We start from the raw sequence: 17503 nt of genomic DNA on the forward strand, positions 1-17503 counted from the left end.
GCTCAACACAGGGAATCGCAGATGAAAAGCATAAAAACCCTCGCAGGTGTCAGCCTACTATCGGCAGCGCTGCTGCAGAGCGCCTGGGCCCAGGAACCGGAAAGCTGCCAGATGGTGCGTTTCGCCGAAATCGGCTGGGCCGATATCGCCGCCACCACCGGCGTGGCCATGACCCTCAGCGAAGGCCTGGGCTACAAGACCCGCAAGATCATGGCCTCGGTGCCCATCGCCTTTACCGGGGTGAAAAGCGGCCAGATCGACGTATTCCTCGGCTACTGGGCTCCCTCGATGGACGCCGTAATCGAGCCGTTCACCAAGGATGGCGGGGTCAAGGTGCTGCCCAAGGCCAACCTCGAAGGGGCCAAGTACACCCTGGCCGTACCGACCTACGCCGCCGAAGCCGGGCTGAAGAGCTTTGCCGATATCGCCAAGTTCAAGGATCAGCTGGACGGCAAGATCTTCGGTATCGAGCCAGGCAATGACGGCAACCTGCTGATTGACGGCATGATCAAAAGCAACCAGTTCGGCCTCGGCGAGTTCAAGATGATCGAGTCCAGCGAAGCCGGCATGCTGGTGCAACTGCAGCGCGCGGTGCGCAAGAACGAGCCGGCGGTATTCCTCGGCTGGGCCCCGCACCCGATGAACACCCAGTTCGACATCACCTACCTGGAAGGCGGCGATGACGTGTTCGGCCCCGACTACGGCGCGGCCAAGGTCTACACCGTGGTACCACCGGATTACGAAGCGCGCTGCGCCAACGTCGGCAAGATGCTGAACAACCTGCAGTTCACCGTGGAAATCGAAAGCCAGCTGATGGAAAAGGTTCTGGAAAAACAGAACCCGACCACAGTGGCCGCCGAGTGGATCAAGGCCAACCCGGCGATCCTCGAGCAGTGGCTGGACGGCGTCACCACCTATGATGGCCAGGATGGCATCGCCGCGGTGAAGAAGCACGTCGGCCTGTAAGCCAAACACCGCGCCGCCCTAGTGATCTGCGGGCTGCGCGGTTAACCAAGCCAGCTTATTAGCAACTCAACCAGCGAGGCCACACGGCCATCGCCTGGTTTGCTGCACCCGCGATTTACCTCGCGGCACACAACCGGACAGGACGACCGACAAGCGACACCACCATGTTTACCCGCTAGGCCCGCAAGAAGAACGCGCCAGTAACGCAACCGCACTGCCACTCTCACTGATGGAGTACACCTATGCGTAATTTGAAGAACCTGTGTCTGCAAGGCCTCGGCGTCGCCGCCCTGGCCCTGGGCATGAGCACCGCCATGGCGGCGGACAAACCCAGCCTGAAGATCGGCTACGTCAACGGCTGGGACGACAGCGTCGCCGCCACCCATGTCGCCGGCGAGATCCTGCGCAGCAAGCTTGGCTACACGGTCGAGCTGAAACCGGTGGAGCCGGCCATCATGTGGCAAGGCGTGGCTCGCGGCGACCTCGACGTCACCCTTTCCGCTTGGCTGCCCGCCACCCACGGCGAATACTTTGAGAAGCTCAAGGACAAGGTCACGGTGCTCGGCACCAACTACGAGGGCGCGAAAATCGGCCTGGTGGTACCCGACTATGTCGAAGCCAAAAGCATCGCCGATCTCAACGATCACACCCAGGCCTTCGACGGCAAGATCACTGGCATCGACGCCGGGGCCGGGGTGATGCGCCGCGCCGAAGAGTCCATCACTGCCTACAAACTCGACTACAAACTGATGCCCAGCTCCGGTCCGGCCATGGCCATCGCCCTGACCCGCGCCGAAAGCGCCAAGAAGCCGATCGTGGTGACCAGCTGGATTCCGCACTGGATGTTCGCCAAGTGGAAACTGCGCTTCCTCGAAGACCCGCAAAACGTCTTCGGCGCGGCCGAGCATGTCGACACCGTCGCCCACCCGAGCCTGGAAACCAAAGCCGCCGACGCTGCCGCCTTCCTGAAGAAATTCTCCTGGAGCGGCGAAGAAGTCGGTGCCGTGATGCTGGCCATCACCGAAGGTGCCAAACCCGAACAGGCCGCCAAGGACTGGATCGCCGCCAACCCGGAGCGCGTAGCTAGCTGGCTCAACTAAGAGCCCTTACCACGCGTGACAAAAACGGGCTTCGGCCCGTTTTTTTATGGCTATCTCCCCGTCAACCACCGTGCCACCGGTAGAGTGCGCTGCGTGCACCAAGGCTGGCTGCTTGCTGCAAGCGGCTGGCGCTCACACGTTACTGCCCGTCGCCTTTTCAGGCCGCCACCGTGGGCTGTCCGGGTGGCTCGGTGAGCAGATAGGCCTCGAAACCCAGCTGATTGAGCAGGTGCACCGCCAGTTCGCTGCGGATCCCACCTTCCGGCGTCACCGCATAGAGGGTGTTCGGCTCCAGGCTGCTGGCATGGGTGCGCAGGTTGGCCACCGGCAGGCTGATGCTGCCCATCTGGTGACCCTGGCGGTATTCGAAGGGCAGGCGCACATCCAGCAGCAGACAGGCGCGCTGGCCGAGTCGGGTCATCTGCTGCAACTGCTCGGGGCTGATCTGCGGGATCAGCGCGGGGTGAACCAGCTCGACAAACAGCTCGCGCTCCAGGCTCGCCAGCACACCGTCCTCGAGCATGGTCACGGTGGCCGAACGCACCGCGCCACTGACCAACGCTTCCTCACCGAAGAAATCCCCGGTCTGCAGAATCTGCCGCGGCCCCTCTTCATAGGCCGATGGCAGGGTTACCGCAGCGCGGCCGCGCTTGAGCACATAGAAGTGTTCACCGGGCTCGCCATAACGCACCACGGCCTGGCCGGCCTTGACCTCGGTAAATACAAAGCGCCCCAGCAAGGTATGCAGGTGAGCAGGTGGCAGCCGGCCGAACAACGGCGAGCACAGCAGCTTGGCCAGCCAGTCATCCTGGCCGGGCTCCTCCTCAGTCGCCCCATCCAGGCTGATCACCCCGTAATCGGCGCTCTGACTCCAGTTCAACAGGCGCTCAAGCAGGCCGCGCTCCAGGGCGAAGAGGGTCACGTCGCTCTGCGCCACCACCGTTTGCAACTGCGGCTGAGCTTCGTTGAGGGCATGGCAGGCCTCCAGGCTACCGGCCAGCAGCGGTTGACGCGCCCCCTCTTCGCCCACACCGACCTGACCGTGCAGCAGGTAATACAGCGCCAGAGACTTCTCGCCCCGCTTGAACAGCGGGGTACCGGCCTTGCGCTGCACATATTGCAGGCTATCCAGCGCCTGCTGCTGGTATTGCGGGCTGAGAAAATCGAACGGACTGAAGCGCAGCAACAGCTCCAGCGTCAGCCTAGGTGCAGCGTTGTTCATGGTAAAGCCCTCCACTCAGGCGGCAGGCGCAGGCTGGGTCGTCGATCAGGCGCAGCAAGCGAGCCACTTATTTACCCTAGTTCAGCAGCCGTTATCAGGACGGTCATTTCGTCCGATGGCACAAGGCCATATTCGCCCCGCCGCTACCCTGCCGAATTGCCCCACCCCTGCTGCGCCCTTGTGATCGCACGGTGGCCTGAGTAACGTGTGCGGCCTTACTCAGGAGAGTCCGCATGCGTTTCAGCCCCTACCTTTGCGCCGCCCTGGTGCCCCTGCTCGCCAGCTGCCAGGTTTTTACCCCGCAGCCCGCCCCCAAAAGCGTGGCGGCCACCCGTCTGCAGGGCGAACTCAGCCTGCAGAACGGTCAGCTGCTGTTGCGCCCCTGCCAGGAACAACGCCGCTTTGTGATTGCCGATGACGGCAACACTGACATCGATCGCGAAGCCGCCGGGCTGCTGAGCGACGGCGCGAGCAGCCTGTTTGTCGACCTGCGCGGCCAGCTGAGCGCCACGCCCGAAGCCGGCCTCGACGGCAAGTTTGTGCCCAGCCAGGTCTACCGCCTGCAAGCCGAAGGCCCGGGCTGCAAAGACCTCAATTTCAAGCGCAGCAGCCTGCGCGCCAACGGCCAGGAGCCGGGCTGGAGCGTGCTGGTCAGCACCCGCGGCCTGGTCCTCGACCGCCCCGACCAGGAACCGCTGGCCCTGCCCTATCTGGAGGAGCAACTGCCGGAAGGCCGCTTCAACCTGAGCAGCGAAGCCAATGGCGAGCGTCTGGAGCTGTGGGTCGCCCCGCAACGCTGCGTCGACAGCATGAGCGGCACCGTGCAGCACCTGAGCGCCGAGTTACGCCTGAACGGTAAAGTGCTGCGCGGCTGCGCCTCTTTCGGCGGCGCACGCAACGACTGACAAGCCGCGCCGGGGCAGACGCCGTCGCGACCAGCGCCGCCTGCCCCGAGCTTTTGCCCTGCACCGCGCGCCCCTGACCTAAGCTGATAGAAACTCAGCCCAAGGGATACCGCCATGTTGCGCATTGCCATCAACGGATATGGACGCATCGGCCGCTGCCTGGTGCGCGCGCTCTTCGAGCGCGACCTGCAGCAGAAGATCCACCTCTGCGCGATCAACGACCTCGGCGACCCGGCCACCCTCGCCCACCTGACCCGCTTCGACTCCACCTTCGGCCGCTTTGCCGGGCAGATCGACCTGCAGGGCGATCGGCTGCAAATCAATGGCCACCCCATCCAGCTGCTGTGCGAACGCGAGGTAATCAACCTGCCCTGGCAGCAGCACGGCATCGACCTGGTGCTGGAATGCACCGGCAAGCTGAAAAAACGCGCCCAGGTAGAACAGCACCTGACCGCCGGCAGCCCCCGGGTACTGCTTTCCCACCCGCTGGAGAGCGCCGACCTGACCGTGGTTTATGGCGTCAACCATGAGCTGCTGGGCAGCCAGCAGATCGTCTCCAACGCCTCCTGCACCACCAACTGCCTGGCTCCCCTGGCCCAGGCGCTGCACCGGGCGGTGGGCATTCGCCAGGGCCTGGTCAATACCATCCACGCCTACACCAACGACCAGAACCTGCTGGACAAGGCCCACAGCGACCTCTACCGCGCCCGCGCCGCCGCACTGTCGATGATCCCCACCAGCACCGGTGCGGCCAAGACCATCGGCCTGGTCCTGCCGGAACTGGCCGGACGCCTGGACGGCCTCTCGGTACGGGTGCCAACGCCCAACGTGTCGTTGCTCGACCTGACCTTCACCTGCGAGCGCCCGAGCAGCCGCGAGGCGATCAATGCTGCCCTGCAACAGGCCGCGCAACAGTTGCCGGCCGGGGTGATGGAGTGCAGCGAACTGCCGCTGGTATCCAGCGACTTCAATGGCCATCCGCTGTCCTGCGTGGTCGACCTTAACCACACCCGGGTGCAGGGTGACCTGGTCAAGGTACTGGCCTGGTACGACAACGAATGGGCCTTCGCCAATCGCATGCTCGATGTGATGCTGGCCTGGACCCATCCCTGAGAACCCGCCCGCTAGGCGCACCGTACGCCCCCGTCCAGCACAGCAGATGCGGCCGAACCGGTTTATAATCGCCGCCTTTACAAGCTGCCGGGTTGCCTCCGGCCCTGATTCTGGAATTGCCCCATGCTCCGCATCACCGAACTCAAGCTGCCCCTCGACCATCCCGACGAGGCCCTGCGCCCGGCCATTGTCCAGCGTCTGGGGATCGAAGACAGCGAGTTGCTCGACTTCAGCCTGTTCAAGCGCAGCTACGATGCGCGCAAGAAATCCAGCGAAATGCACTTTATCTACACCATCGACTGCGACCTGCGCGATGAAGCGGCGCTGCTGGCCAAATTCAGCGATGACCGCCATATCAGCGTCACCCCGGATACCGCCTACAAACCTGCCGGTCACACCACCGAGAACCTCGCAGAGCGTCCGCTGGTAGTCGGCTTTGGCCCATGCGGGATTTTCGCCGCGCTGATCCTCGCCCAGGCGGGTTTGCGGCCCATCGTGCTGGAACGCGGCACCGAAGTGCGCCAGCGCACCAAAGACACCTGGGGCCTGTGGCGCAAGAATGTGCTCAACCCCGAGTCCAACGTACAGTTCGGCGAAGGCGGCGCTGGCACCTTCTCCGACGGCAAGCTGTACAGCCAGATCAAGGACCCCAAACACCTGGGCCGCAAGGTGCTGCATGAGTTCGTCAAGGCCGGCGCGCCGGACGAGATTCTCTACGTCAGCAAGCCGCATATCGGCACCTTCCGCCTCACCGGCGTGGTCGCCACCATGCGCGAAGAGATCAAGGCCCTGGGCGGTGAAGTGCGCTTCCAGCAGCGGGTCAGCGACGTATTGATCGAGAACGGTCAGTTACAGGGCGTGGTACTGGACAGCGGCGAGCAGTTGCTTAGCCGTCATGTGATCCTCGCGCTCGGCCACAGTTCGCGTGACACCTTCCGCATGCTGCACAAGCGCGAGGTATTTATGGAAGCCAAGCCGTTCTCGGTGGGCTTTCGTATCGAGCACCCGCAAGGTCTGATCGACCGCGCCCGCCTGGGCAAATACGCCGGCCACCCCAAGCTCGGTGCTGCGGATTACAAACTGGTGCACCACGCCAAGAACGGTCGCTCGGTCTACAGCTTCTGCATGTGCCCAGGCGGCACCGTGGTCGCCGCCACCTCGGAGCCGAACCGCGTGGTGACCAACGGCATGAGCCAGTACTCGCGTAACGAGCGTAATGCCAACGCCGGCATCGTCGTCGGCATCACCCCGGAGCAGGATTATCCGGGTGGCCCGCTGGCCGGTGTGGAGTTGCAGGAGCGCCTGGAATCCCAAGCCTATCTGCTCGGCGGCAGTACCTACGAAGCACCAGGGCAACTGGTCGGCGACTTTATTGCCGGCAAGCCGTCTACGGAACTGGGCAGCGTCGAGCCGTCGTATAAACCGGGGATCAAGCTCGGTGACCTGGCTTTGGCGCTGCCGGATTTTGCCATCGAGGCCATCCGCGAAGCGCTGCCGGCCTTCGGCAAGCAGATCAAGGGTTTCGACCTGCATGACGCGGTGCTGACCGGCATCGAAACCCGCACCTCCTCGCCGCTGCGCATTACCCGCGGCGCGGATATGCAGAGCCTTAACGTCAAGGGCCTGTACCCGGCGGGCGAAGGCGCAGGTTACGCCGGCGGCATTCTCTCCGCCGGGGTCGATGGCATTCGCGTGGCCGAAGCGCTGATTCGCGACATACTGGGTATCGCCGAGGCCTGATCCCGCAGGGGGCACCGTGCACACCCGCAAAAAGCCATGGAACCTGTCGCTTACAGGTGCACCTGCAAGTGACAAACCGTGGTGCGCCGCGAGCCATTGGGGCGGCGTTCGGGATCGGCGTAGGTTTCAATCTCGACAAACCCAGCCTTGCGCATCATCCCAGCCGAAGCGGCGTTCTCTTCATGGCGGTCGATATAGATATCGGCCACGCCCTGCTCGCCCAGCTGCAGCACCGCTTGCTGCAACAACCACGAGCCCAACCCTTGCCCGGCCATATCACGATGGATCACGGCTTCGCAGATATAGCCGTGCAATTGGCCGCGGCGCGCCTCAGGCTGATAGCGCGCGAAGTACCTGGATAGCTGGTAGCTGACAAAGCCTAGCTGCTCGCCCCCGCGCTCGACCAATAGCGCCTGCACCGAACCCTGGGCGATAGCCTGCAGATGCTCGCGCACTTCGACCTCGGGCAAGTAATTCCAGGGATTGGGGCCGTGCTCGAAGATCAGCGCACACATCCCGGCGATGTCCTGAGCCTGTGCTTGGCGTATTGCAAAAACGCTCATTTATCCTCCCTGATTCAGGAAACCCTCGGCTCTTGTAGCCCGGATGCAATCCGGGAGTGTTTTTGTGCCGGACATCGCCCCCGGATTTCATCCGGGCTACGGGCTACAGGCCAGCCATTGGCAAGTCGCCCGGCAGGGGCTCGCCGCGTTCAGCGCAATCGGCGATGGCTGCGATCAACGGGGCCAGGTCGAAACCCTGAGCGCTAAGCCAGCTGTCGTCGTAATAGCTGCCGGCATAGCGCTCGCCGCCGTCGCAGAGAATCGCCACCACCGAACCGGATTCGCCGGCGGCGACCATCTGCTGGGCGACCAGCAGCGCGCCAATCAAATTGGTGCCGCTAGAGCCACCGACGCGTCGGCCCAGACGCTGCGCCAGGTAATGCATGGCCGCCAGGGACAAGGCATCCGGCACCTTGCACATGGCGTCGATCACCGACGGCAGAAAAGACGCCTCGACCCGTGGCCGACCGATGCCTTCGATACGCGAGCCATGATTCAGGCACAAGCTGGCATCGCCAGTACGGTAGTAATCGAAAAACACCGAGCGTTCGGCATCGGCGCACAGCACCTGGGTGCTGTGGCGGCGATAGCGCACATAACGCCCCAGGGTCGCCAGGGTGCCGCCGGTGCCAGGACTGGAAACCAGCCAGCTCGGCTCGGGAAAGCGCTCGCTGCGCAGCTGTTGGAAGATCGACTCGGCAATATTGTTGTTGGCGCGCCAGTCAGTGGCGCGCTCAGCGTAGGTGAACTGGTCCATAAAGTGCCCGCCGCTCTCGCGCGCCAGGCGCTCGGACTCGGCGTAGATCTGTGTCGGGTCCTGCACCAGATGGCTCTGCCCACCGTAGAAAGCGATCTGCGCGATCTTCTCCTTCGAGGTGCTGGCGGGCATCACCGCAATAAAGGGCAGGCCCAGCAGGCGGGCGAAGTAGGCTTCGGAAATCGCCGTGGAACCGCTGGACGCCTCGATCACCGGCGCGCCGGGCTTGAGCCAGCCGTTGCATAGCGCATAGAGAAACAGCGAACGGGCCAGGCGATGTTTGAGGCTGCCGGTGGGGTGACTGGACTCATCCTTGAAATACAGCTCGACGCCCGCCAGACCGGGCAGCGGCAGAGGGATCAAGTGGGTGTCGGCGCTACGCTGGAAATCCGCCTCGATAATGCGGATCGCTTCGCGCGCCCAGGTTCGTGTATCGCTCATGCCTTGCTCCTCAATCCAGTACACCAACCGGCACCACACGGGTGCCCCGCCACTGGCTTAGCAGCACGCCGGCGAACACCAATCCCGCCGCCAGCATCTGCACGGCATTCAGGCTTTCGCCCAGTAGCAGTATGGCGAACAGCAGGGTGAATACCGGGATCAGGTTGGTAAAGCCCGACGCCTGGCTGGCCGGCAGGCGGCTGACGCCGAAGTTGTACAGCCCGTAAGCGCCCACCGTGACCAGAATGCCCAGGTACGCCACTGCGCCCAGGCCCATCAGGCTGACACTGGTTGGCAACGGCGCGCTGAACCAGGCCAAGGGCAGAAAGAAAATCGTGCCGACAAAAGCCACCATGGCGGTCAGCAGAAAGGGCGAATAGCGCGATGACAGGTGCTTGAGCAGCAGGGTGTAACCCATGGCGCAAAGCATCGCGAGCAACTCGTAGAAGTTGCCGAGAATAGGGTTGCTGGCGTGCTCGTCGGCGCTACCGGCCAGGCTCAGCCATACAGCGCCGATCAGAGCCAGGAGAAACCCCGCCAAGGTGATACGGCTGATCCGTTCACGCAGGAAGATAAATGCACCGACCGCCACCAGCAGCGGCAGCAAGGCCGTGACCATGCCCGCCTGGGAGGCGCTGGTATGCTGCAAGGCCAGGGCTTCGAAGAGGAAATACAGACAGGGTTCGCAGGCCGCCAGGCCCAGCAGGTATTTCCAGTCACCGGCGCGATACTGCATCTGCCCACGCCAGCGCCAGGCCAGCAGAAACACCAGGCTACCGAGAGCCATACGACCGAAGATCACCCACATCGCCGGCAACTCGGTGAAGGCCACTTTCAGGGCAATAAAGGAACTGCCCCACAGCGCCATGGCCACCACCAGGCAGATCATCGCCACACCCCTGCCCTGCCCGGCCATAGCCACCTCCACCTAAAAGCTGGAGTGTAGAGGGGCTTGCCCGAGGCAGACAGATACAGTCAGGCGCGCGAACTGTGCGACAGCTGAGAACTAGCAACCCGGATTGCATCCGGGCTACGCAACGCGGCTACGACGCTTTACTGGTCCCAGGGCCGGCCGCGGGTCTTGTCGCTCAGGCGCAGCTTCTGCTGCAAGGCGGCCTTGGCCAGCATATGGGCGCTGACCGGGGCGGTGATAAACAGAAACAGGGTGATCAGCAGTTCATGCAGGCTGATGCCATTGCCCTGGCTGCTGAAATAGACCATCGAAGCCACCACCATGCCGCCCACCCCCAGGGTGGTGGCCTTGGTCGGACCGTGCAGGCGCATATAGAAGTCCGGCAGCCGGTACAGCCCCAGGGCTCCGATCAGGGCGAACAGGCTGCCGATCAGCAGACTGATCGCTACCAGGCCTTCAAGCCAAATATTCATGCCAACCTCACTCAATGATGTCGCCGCGTAGCAGATACTTGGCCACTGCCACGGTACCGACAAAGCCCATGACGGCGATCAGCAGCGCCGCCTCGAAATACAGGTCCGAGCCCAGCCAGATGCCGAACAGCACGATCAGGGCGATGGCGTTGATATACAGGGTGTCCAAGGCGAGGATCCGGTCCGGCAAATCGGGGCCCTTGATCAGGCGCAGCAGGGTCAGCACCAGCGCCAGGGTCATGATCGCCAGACACAGGGGAATCACGTAGTAGAGCATGTGAACACCTCTTTCAGGGGAGCCTCGTAGCGTTGCTTGATCTGGGCGATCAGCTCGGCTTCGTCGGCCACATCCAGGCCATGCACCAGCAGGGTCTTGCGGTCGTCGCTAAGGTCGGCGGAAACGGTGCCGGGGGTCAGGGAGACGATGCTGGCGAGCATGGTCAGCGCCAGGTCGTCTTCCAGCTCCACCGGCACCTCGACAAAGGCCGGACGCAGCTTGGCGCTGGAACCGAGGATCAGTTTGGCCACCTGCAGGTTGGCGAAGACGATATCGCCGAGAATGCGCAGGAAGAACAGACACAGCTTGACCGGCTTGTACAGCCGCGGCGGACGCACCCAGAACACCTGGGTCAACTGCGGAATCGCCCAGCCAAGTAAGGCCCCGAGCAGCCAGTGACCGAGGCCAAGGTCATTCATCAGCAGCAGCCAGATGGCCAGTAGAAACAGGCTGAGCAGCGGCTGTGGCAGCCAGCGGTTGGTAAACGCCGTGATCATGATGGCTCTCCCGCGGGTACCAGTTGCATATAGGGGCCAAGGTCGAACAGCTGCGCCGCCGTGGCATCCATATAGCTCAGCAGCGGCGCGGCAAAGGGCAGCAGCAGCACGACCATCAGCAGCAAGCCGGCGGCAGCTGCAGTGCGCCCGCTATCGCCTTCGGCACTGCCCAGTACGTCGCGCCCGGTGCGCCAGAGCACCGTGCTGCCGGCGCGGCTCAGGGCCACCAGGGTCAGCAGGCCGCCGAGCAGCAGCACCGGCCATAACAGCAGCGCCTGCAGCCCCGGCTCTACCGCGCGCAGCAGCAGCAGCTTGCCGAGAAAACCGGAAAACGGCGGCAGGCCGGCAATGGCAATAGCGCCAATAAAGAACAGCGCGCTAAGCCTTAGCGGTTGCAACAAGGCCGGGCCCTGTATCAGCCTGCCGGCCTTCTCGCCGCGCTGGCGGCTGATCAGGTCGACGATGAGAAACAGCGCGCCGGTAATCCAGGTGCTGTGCACCAGGTAGAACAGCGCCGCGCTCAGGGCCTCGGGGGTGCCCAGGGCAATACCCGCCAGCAGAGTGCCCACCGATACCACCACCAGATAAGCGAGCAGCCCCTGCAGGGTAACCGCCGCCAGCGCGCCGAGCACCCCGCAGACTATCGTCAGCAGGGCCAGCGGCCACAGCCAGTCGGATGCCAGGTTGGCAATGCTGCCGGCCTGTTCGCCGTAGATCAGGATATACACGCGCATGATCGAGTACAGGCCGATCTTGGTCATGATCGCGAACAGTGCTGCCACCGGCGCGCTGGCCGCGGCATAGGCCCGCGGCAACCAGAAGTACATCGGCAGGAACGCCGCCTTGAGGCCGAACACCACCAGCAGCAACAGTCCGGCCGCGCCCAACAGCGCCGCATCATCGTCCGAAGCCGCTGCCACCTTGACCGCCAGATCGGCCATGTTCAGGGTGCCGGTGATGCCATACATCATGCCCACGGCGATCAGGAACAGCGACGAGCCCAGCAGGTTGAGCACCACATAGTGAATCCCCGCGCGCACCCGCTCGCCCCCGCCGCCATGCAGCAGCAAGGCATAGGAGGCGATCAGCAGGATCTCGAAGAACACGAACAGGTTGAACAGGTCACCGGTGAGAAAGGCCCCGTTGATGCCCATCAACTGAAACTGGAACAGGGCGTGGAAGTTGCTGCCGCGGGTATCGTCGCCACGCACCGCATAGAGCACCGCAAACAGCGCCAACACCGCGGTGACCGTCAGCATCAGGGCGCTGAGGCGATCGAGCAGCAGGATAATGCCGAACGGTGCCTGCCAGTTGCCCAGGGCATAGCTGTGCAGTTGTCCGCCATCGGCCAGGCACAGCAGCCACAGGCTGACCAGCAGCAATGACAGGGTCGACAGCACCGACAGCAGGCGCTGCAGGCTCAGTGGCAGACGTGCGGCGAACAACAGCAGGCTGCCGGCAAACATCGGCAACAGTATGGGCAGGATCAACGCATGATTCATGCTTTGGGCTCCTTGCCATCAACATGATCGGTTTTCAGCTCACCCAGCCCGCGCAGCGACAGCACCAGAATAAATGCGGTCATGGCGAAGCCGATGACGATGGCCGTAAGCACCAGAGCCTGGGGCAAGGGGTCGGCGTATTCGGCGCTACGGCCGATCACCGCCGGCATGCCGGTCTTCAGCCGGCCCATGGCGAACAGGAACAGGTTGACCGCATAGGACAGCAAAATCAGGCCCATCACCACCGGGAAGGTGCGTGCGCGCAGCAGCAGGTAAACGCCGCTGGCGGTGAGAATGCCCAGGGTTACGGCAAATAGAGCTTCCATCAATGCACCTCCTTGGCTGCATCGTCCTGGGTCAGCTTGCCCAGGTTGGCCAGAATCAGCAGGGTTGCGCCTATCACGGTCAGGTAGACCCCCAAATCGAAGAGCATGGCGCTGGCCAGTTCGACCTCACCCACCAGCGGAATATTGAAATGACCGAAGGTGGTGGTCAGGAACGGGAAGCCGAACAGCCAGCTGGCCAGTCCGGTCGCCCCGGCCAGCAACACGCCGCCGCCGGCCATCTGGTGGTAATTGAGCGGCAGACGCGAGCGCGTCCACTGCACGCCATTGGCCACGTACTGCAGGATCAGCGCCACCGAGGTGATCAGCCCAGCGATAAAGCCGCCGCCCGGCAGGTTGTGCCCACGCAGGAAGATAAACGCGGAGATCAGCAGCGCCAGCGGCAACAGTAGACGCGACAGGGTGGCTAGGATCAGCGGATGACGGTCCCGCGCCCAGGCATGGCCTTCGGCATCCTGCTTGGGCTGGAACAGATGCAGACCGCCAAGCAAGGCATAGATGCCCACCCCGGCGATGGCCAGCACGCTGATTTCGCCCAGGGTGTCGAAGCCGCGGAAGTCCACCAGGATCACGTTGACCACGTTGGTGCCGCCGCCCCCGGAGACGCTGTTGTCGATAAAGAAGTGGGCGATCGACTCGTAGGGCCGACTCAGCACCGCATAAACCAGCAGCGCCACCAGGGTGCCGAAGCCGCCGGCCAGGACGAAATCGCGCAGGCCACGCAGGCTGCTCGATTCGCCCGGCGTGGTGGCCGGAAGAAAGAACAGCGCCAGCATCAACAGCACCATGGTGACCATTTCCACCGACAGCTGGGTCAGCGCCAGGTCCGGCGCGGAGAAGCGCACAAAGGCCAGGGCCACCAGCAGGCCAACCACGCTAAGCATCAGCAGGGCCACCAGGCGACGACGGTGGAACACCACGGTGATCACCGCCGACAACGCCAGCATGCCCATGCTCAGGCCCGTGACCGCATCCACCGGGCTCATGGCCAGCGGGCCCTGCAGGCTCGACAGAGGCCCCAGCGCCACCGTCACCACCGCCAGCGAGGCCAGCAGAATCAGCGCCAGGTAACGCTGTAGAGAGCCATTCTCAAGGAAGCCGGTGATCACCACGGTCACCGCCACAAACTTCTGCACTGCGGTCTCGAACACCAGTTTGGCATCCAGTTGCGGCAGCCCAGCGTACCAGCGGAACAGCGGCTGGCGGAAGGTGTAGACCAGGATGCCGCCGAACAGGGCGATAAAGCTCATCAGCAGCGGCAGATTAAAGCCGTGCCAGATCGACAGGCTGTACTCGGGCAGCGGCCCGCCCAGAGTCGAGGCAGCTGCCACCGCCAGCAGCGGTGCCACGGTGTAGGCCGGCACGATGCCGACCAGCAGGCAGAGGAACACCAGCACTTCCACCGGCACCTTCATATAGCGCGGCGGCTCATGGGGCGGGAAATGCGGCAGGTTGATCGGCTCACCATTGAAGAACACGTCGTGGATAAAGCGCAGCGAATAGGCCACCGAGAACACCCCGGCCAGGGTCGCTCCGGCCGGAATCACCCAGCTGAAGCTGCCCAGCAGGTGCTGGTTGAGGGTTTCGGTAAAGAACATTTCCTTGCTCAGGAAGCCATTGAGCAGCGGTACCCCGGCCATGGCAGAGGCCGCCACCATGGCCAGTAGCGCGGTATGGGGCATGTACTTCCACATGCCGTTTATTCGCCGCATATCGCGGCTTCCGGTTTCGTGGTCGATGATCCCCGCAGCCATAAACAGCGAAGCCTTGAAGGTCGCGTGGTTAATGATATGGAACACCGCCGCCACCGCCGCCAGGCGCGTATCGAGGCCGAACAGCAAGGTAATCAGGCCCAGGTGGCTGATGGTCGAATACGCCAGCAGGCCCTTGAGATCATGCTGGAACAGGGCCATGCCGGCCCCGAACAGCAGGGTCACCAGGCCAGTGATGCTGACCAGATAGAACCACCACTCAGAACCGGCCAGCGCCGGGTACAGACGCGCCAGGAGAAACACCCCAGCCTTGACCATGGTCGCCGAGTGCAGGTAGGCCGACACCGGGGTGGGTGCCGCCATCGCGTGGGGCAACCAGAAGTGAAACGGGAACTGTGCCGACTTGGTAAATACCCCGAGCAGCACCAGGATCAGCGCCAGCGGGTAGAGCTCGTGGGCGCGAATCGCATAACCGGCAGCCAGTACCTGGGACAGCTCGAAACTGCCGGCAATATGGCCGAGCAGCAGAATCCCGGCGAGCAGCGCCAGGCCGCCGCCACCGGTCACCACCAGGGCCATGCGCGCGCCCTTGCGCGCATCCGAGCGAGAATTCCAGAAGCCGATCAGCAGGAACGACGACAGGCTGGTCAGCTCCCAGAACATCAGCATCAGCAGCAGGTTTTCCGAGAGCACCACGCCGAGCATGGCACCCATAAACAGCAGGAGGAAGGCGAAGAAACGCCCCATCGGCTCCTGTTTCGTCAGGTAATAACGCGCGTAGAGAATCACCAGCAGGCCGATGCCGAGAATCAGCAGGGCGAACAGAAAGCCCAGGCCATCGAGGCGCAGGCTGAGGTTCAGGCCCAGGGCCGGTAGCCACTCCAGCTTGAACTTGAGCAGCTCACCGGAAAACACCGAGGACTGCTGCGACAACAGCAGCACCAGGGCGGTCAAGGGCGCTATCCCGGCCGCCGCAGCACACGCCGAACGGCCCAGGCGCTCTGCCAGCAAGGGGAGCAATGCCCCGAGAAACGGCAAGGCAATAATCAGCGCAAGCGTCATATATGAAACCTCTTTATGCGAACCCACCAGCACGGCAACGCCCGTTTCCGGGACTCGGCGTGCGTGTGTGGCTACGGATCTACGCCCGCTTAACAGTGCGTGGAAAATGATTGCGCCAGACGCGGCGGCCTGCAGCAATCTGCTAACCCCCTGTCGGCACAGGATAATTCAGCGATTATCCATACCTATCGGCATGCCGTCATGGATAGAAGTATTACTAAACGCTCTTATTCAAGGTTTTCCGCCTGAAATTTACCTGATACGCCCGATAAACACGGCCCAATATAAAACCTCAGGCAAGAAAAAGCCGGATCAGCCATTACTGATCCGGCTCGATCGACACTTAATGGGAAACGCGGCTGGTGCCGTCGACCGTCATGATGCGCACGCGTTCGCCCACGCGGAAGATCTGGTTCGGTTCGACCGCCTGCACATAGGCGCGCATGCTGCCGTCGTCTTCGCGCACGGTAATTTCCACGCCCTGGGTGCGGGTCAGGCCTTCCTCGGCCGCAGCGCCCAGCAGGCCGCCCGCCACTGCGCCGATCACGGCCATCACGGCACTGCCACGGCCACCGCCGACCGTGCTACCACCAATGCCGCCGATCACCGCACCGGCACCTGCACCGATGGGGGTCTTGGTGCCTTCGATCTGCACCGGCCGCAGGGCTTCGATGGTGCCCATACGTACGGTCTGCACGGCGCGAGCTTCGGCGCGCGAGTAGGTGTCACCGGTCAGACTGGAGGCGCAACCACCCAACAGGGCCAGCGCGGCGAACGAGGCAATCAACAAAAGGGCTTTACGCATGGTGGTTCCTCCAGTTTGCGAGGCGCTTATTAGAGCGCGAGCACGGTCCGACTGTCACCCGCCAATATAAGGCAAAATTTTGCCCCAGCCGCGACATTGCACCCTCTTCCGACCCAGCGCCCTGCGGGCTTAAGCTGGCAAGAGACCCAGGAGGAGTCATGGATTACTTTATTGTTGCCATCACCACAGCGGCAGGCCTGTACTTCCACTGGTGGCTGTATGTGCGGATCAAACGCTGGGTCGATCGCGACCTGGCCCTATCATTGGCCGGCGACTCGCCAGGCAAGCGCAGCTATATGCTCGAACGCCTGCAGGAAGCCCGCGCGGCCGGGATCAAGCGCGGCGAACTGCAGGCCTGGCTGGAAGCTGCCGCCGGGGAGTACCGCGACGACAGCTGAGGCCCTCAACAGGTCTGTTAGGGAGCCAGGCGCTCACGCAGCCAGTTGTCATTATCCAGACGGTAGTTGAGGCGATCATGCAGACGGCTCGGCCGCCCCTGCCAGAACTCGATGCGCTCGGGCAATAGACGGTAGCCGCCCCAGTGTGGAGGGCAATGCGGCGCACGGTCGAGAAAACGCTGCTCGGTTTCGGCCAGCAGCTGTTCCAGCTCGTTACGATCGACAATTACCTGACTCTGCGGCGAAGCCCAGGCCCCCAGACGACTGCCCAGGGGACGCACCTGGAAGTAGGCATCGCACTCTTCGGCGCTGACCCGTTCGACGCGCCCCTCGATACGCACCTGGCGCTCCAGGCTGGGCCAGAAGAAGGTCATGGCCGCATAGGGCCGGACAGCCAGGTGCTGACCCTTGGCGCTGTCGTAGTTGCTAAAGAAGGTAAAGCCGCGCGAATCCAGGCCCTTGAGCAGCAGCACCCGGCAATGCGGCCGCCCCTCCTCGTCCACCGTGGCCAGGGTCATGGCATTGGGTTCGACCGGCAGTTGCTCGGTCTTTACCGCCTCGGCAAACCAGCGCTGGAACAGGCTAAAAGGTTCGAGCGGGGCTTGCGCCTCGTACAGCCCATCACGGGTGTAGTCGCGGCGCATATCGGCCAGGGTCTGAGTCATAGGCGAATCCTCCAGAACAGATTTCGCCTAGCTTAACCCTCGCCGTAT

General features: G+C 63.3%; 18 protein-coding genes. 6 read left to right on the forward strand and 12 right to left on the reverse strand.

The window, feature by feature from the left end; translation table 11 throughout:
- The first annotated feature begins 21 nt into the window (after positions 1 to 21).
- A complete protein-coding gene (locus tag VMP31_RS18915; RefSeq protein ID WP_325509245.1) occupies positions 22 to 966 on the forward strand; it encodes a choline ABC transporter substrate-binding protein in 945 nt (314 codons plus the stop codon).
- A 242-nt stretch (positions 967 to 1208) separates the two neighbouring features.
- Positions 1209 to 2066 carry a glycine betaine ABC transporter substrate-binding protein gene (locus VMP31_RS18920; protein ID WP_325509246.1) on the forward strand — a complete coding sequence of 286 codons (858 nt, stop codon included), beginning with the start codon at positions 1209 to 1211 and terminating at the stop codon, positions 2064 to 2066.
- Positions 2067 to 2223: 157 nt separating this feature from the next.
- Here the strand turns inward: VMP31_RS18920 and VMP31_RS18925 are convergent, their stop codons facing one another.
- Positions 2224 to 3288, reverse strand: a complete 1065-nt coding sequence (locus VMP31_RS18925; protein WP_325509247.1) for a cyclic nucleotide-binding domain-containing protein — start codon at positions 3286 to 3288, stop codon at positions 2224 to 2226.
- Between the two features lie 233 nt (positions 3289 to 3521).
- Here VMP31_RS18925 and VMP31_RS18930 point away from each other — a divergent pair, with 233 nt between their 5' ends.
- From VMP31_RS18930 to VMP31_RS18940, 3 genes are all read left to right on the forward strand, one after another.
- Positions 3522 to 4193, forward strand: a complete 672-nt coding sequence (locus tag VMP31_RS18930) for a hypothetical protein (protein WP_325509248.1) — start codon at positions 3522 to 3524, stop codon at positions 4191 to 4193.
- 114 nt (positions 4194 to 4307) lie between these two features.
- The gene (gap, locus tag VMP31_RS18935; protein ID WP_325509249.1) at positions 4308 to 5306 is read left to right on the forward strand and encodes a type I glyceraldehyde-3-phosphate dehydrogenase; all 999 of its coding nucleotides are present in this window, start codon (positions 4308 to 4310) and stop codon (positions 5304 to 5306) included.
- 123 nt (positions 5307 to 5429) lie between these two features.
- Entirely contained in the window at positions 5430 to 7046 is a 1617-nt protein-coding gene (locus VMP31_RS18940) for an NAD(P)/FAD-dependent oxidoreductase (RefSeq protein ID WP_325509250.1), read from the forward strand.
- A gap of 50 nt (positions 7047 to 7096) precedes the next feature.
- Here VMP31_RS18940 and VMP31_RS18945 read toward each other — a convergent pair whose 3' ends face one another.
- The 10 genes from VMP31_RS18945 to VMP31_RS18990 all read right to left on the reverse strand — a co-directional run bounded on the left by VMP31_RS18945 (position 7097) and on the right by VMP31_RS18990 (position 16392).
- Positions 7097 to 7609, reverse strand: coding sequence for a GNAT family N-acetyltransferase (locus VMP31_RS18945; RefSeq protein WP_325509251.1), 513 nt, complete (start codon positions 7607 to 7609; stop codon positions 7097 to 7099).
- Between the two features lie 103 nt (positions 7610 to 7712).
- Positions 7713 to 8807 (reverse strand): PLP-dependent cysteine synthase family protein, encoded by a 1095-nt coding sequence (locus VMP31_RS18950; protein WP_325509252.1) that lies wholly within the window; start codon positions 8805 to 8807, stop codon positions 7713 to 7715.
- 10 nt (positions 8808 to 8817) lie between these two features.
- Positions 8818 to 9723 (reverse strand): DMT family transporter, encoded by a 906-nt coding sequence (locus tag VMP31_RS18955; RefSeq protein ID WP_325509253.1) that lies wholly within the window; start codon positions 9721 to 9723, stop codon positions 8818 to 8820.
- A gap of 137 nt (positions 9724 to 9860) precedes the next feature.
- The gene (locus VMP31_RS18960) at positions 9861 to 10193 is read right to left on the reverse strand and encodes a Na+/H+ antiporter subunit G (RefSeq protein ID WP_325509254.1); all 333 of its coding nucleotides are present in this window, start codon (positions 10191 to 10193) and stop codon (positions 9861 to 9863) included.
- A gap of 7 nt (positions 10194 to 10200) precedes the next feature.
- Entirely contained in the window at positions 10201 to 10470 is a 270-nt protein-coding gene (locus tag VMP31_RS18965) for a K+/H+ antiporter subunit F (RefSeq protein ID WP_325509255.1), read from the reverse strand.
- Complete coding sequence (locus VMP31_RS18970; RefSeq protein ID WP_325509256.1) at positions 10455 to 10967, reverse strand: Na+/H+ antiporter subunit E; 513 nt, start codon at positions 10965 to 10967, stop codon at positions 10455 to 10457. The genes VMP31_RS18965 and VMP31_RS18970 overlap by 16 nt, the downstream gene beginning before the upstream one ends.
- On the reverse strand, positions 10964 to 12469 hold the full coding sequence (locus VMP31_RS18975) for a monovalent cation/H+ antiporter subunit D (RefSeq protein WP_325509257.1): 1506 nt from the start codon (positions 12467 to 12469) through the stop codon (positions 10964 to 10966). The genes VMP31_RS18970 and VMP31_RS18975 overlap by 4 nt, the downstream gene beginning before the upstream one ends.
- A complete protein-coding gene (locus VMP31_RS18980) occupies positions 12466 to 12795 on the reverse strand; it encodes a Na+/H+ antiporter subunit C (protein ID WP_325509258.1) in 330 nt (109 codons plus the stop codon). The genes VMP31_RS18975 and VMP31_RS18980 overlap by 4 nt, the downstream gene beginning before the upstream one ends.
- Entirely contained in the window at positions 12795 to 15587 is a 2793-nt protein-coding gene (locus tag VMP31_RS18985; RefSeq protein WP_325509259.1) for a monovalent cation/H+ antiporter subunit A, read from the reverse strand. Before VMP31_RS18985 ends, VMP31_RS18980 begins: the two co-directional genes overlap by 1 nt.
- Positions 15588 to 15930: 343 nt before the next feature.
- Positions 15931 to 16392, reverse strand: a complete 462-nt coding sequence (locus VMP31_RS18990) for a hypothetical protein (protein WP_325509260.1) — start codon at positions 16390 to 16392, stop codon at positions 15931 to 15933.
- A 158-nt stretch (positions 16393 to 16550) separates the two neighbouring features.
- Between VMP31_RS18990 and VMP31_RS18995 the strand changes: the two genes are divergently transcribed.
- A complete protein-coding gene (locus VMP31_RS18995) occupies positions 16551 to 16790 on the forward strand; it encodes a hypothetical protein (protein ID WP_325509261.1) in 240 nt (79 codons plus the stop codon).
- A gap of 17 nt (positions 16791 to 16807) precedes the next feature.
- Here VMP31_RS18995 and pdxH read toward each other — a convergent pair whose 3' ends face one another.
- Positions 16808 to 17455 carry a pyridoxamine 5'-phosphate oxidase gene (pdxH, locus tag VMP31_RS19000; RefSeq protein WP_325509262.1) on the reverse strand — a complete coding sequence of 216 codons (648 nt, stop codon included), beginning with the start codon at positions 17453 to 17455 and terminating at the stop codon, positions 16808 to 16810.
- Between the last annotated feature and the right edge of the window lie 48 nt (positions 17456 to 17503).

This window comes from Pseudomonas sp. (genome assembly GCF_035512415.1).
Taxonomy (GTDB): Bacteria; Pseudomonadota; Gammaproteobacteria; order Pseudomonadales; family Pseudomonadaceae; genus Aquipseudomonas.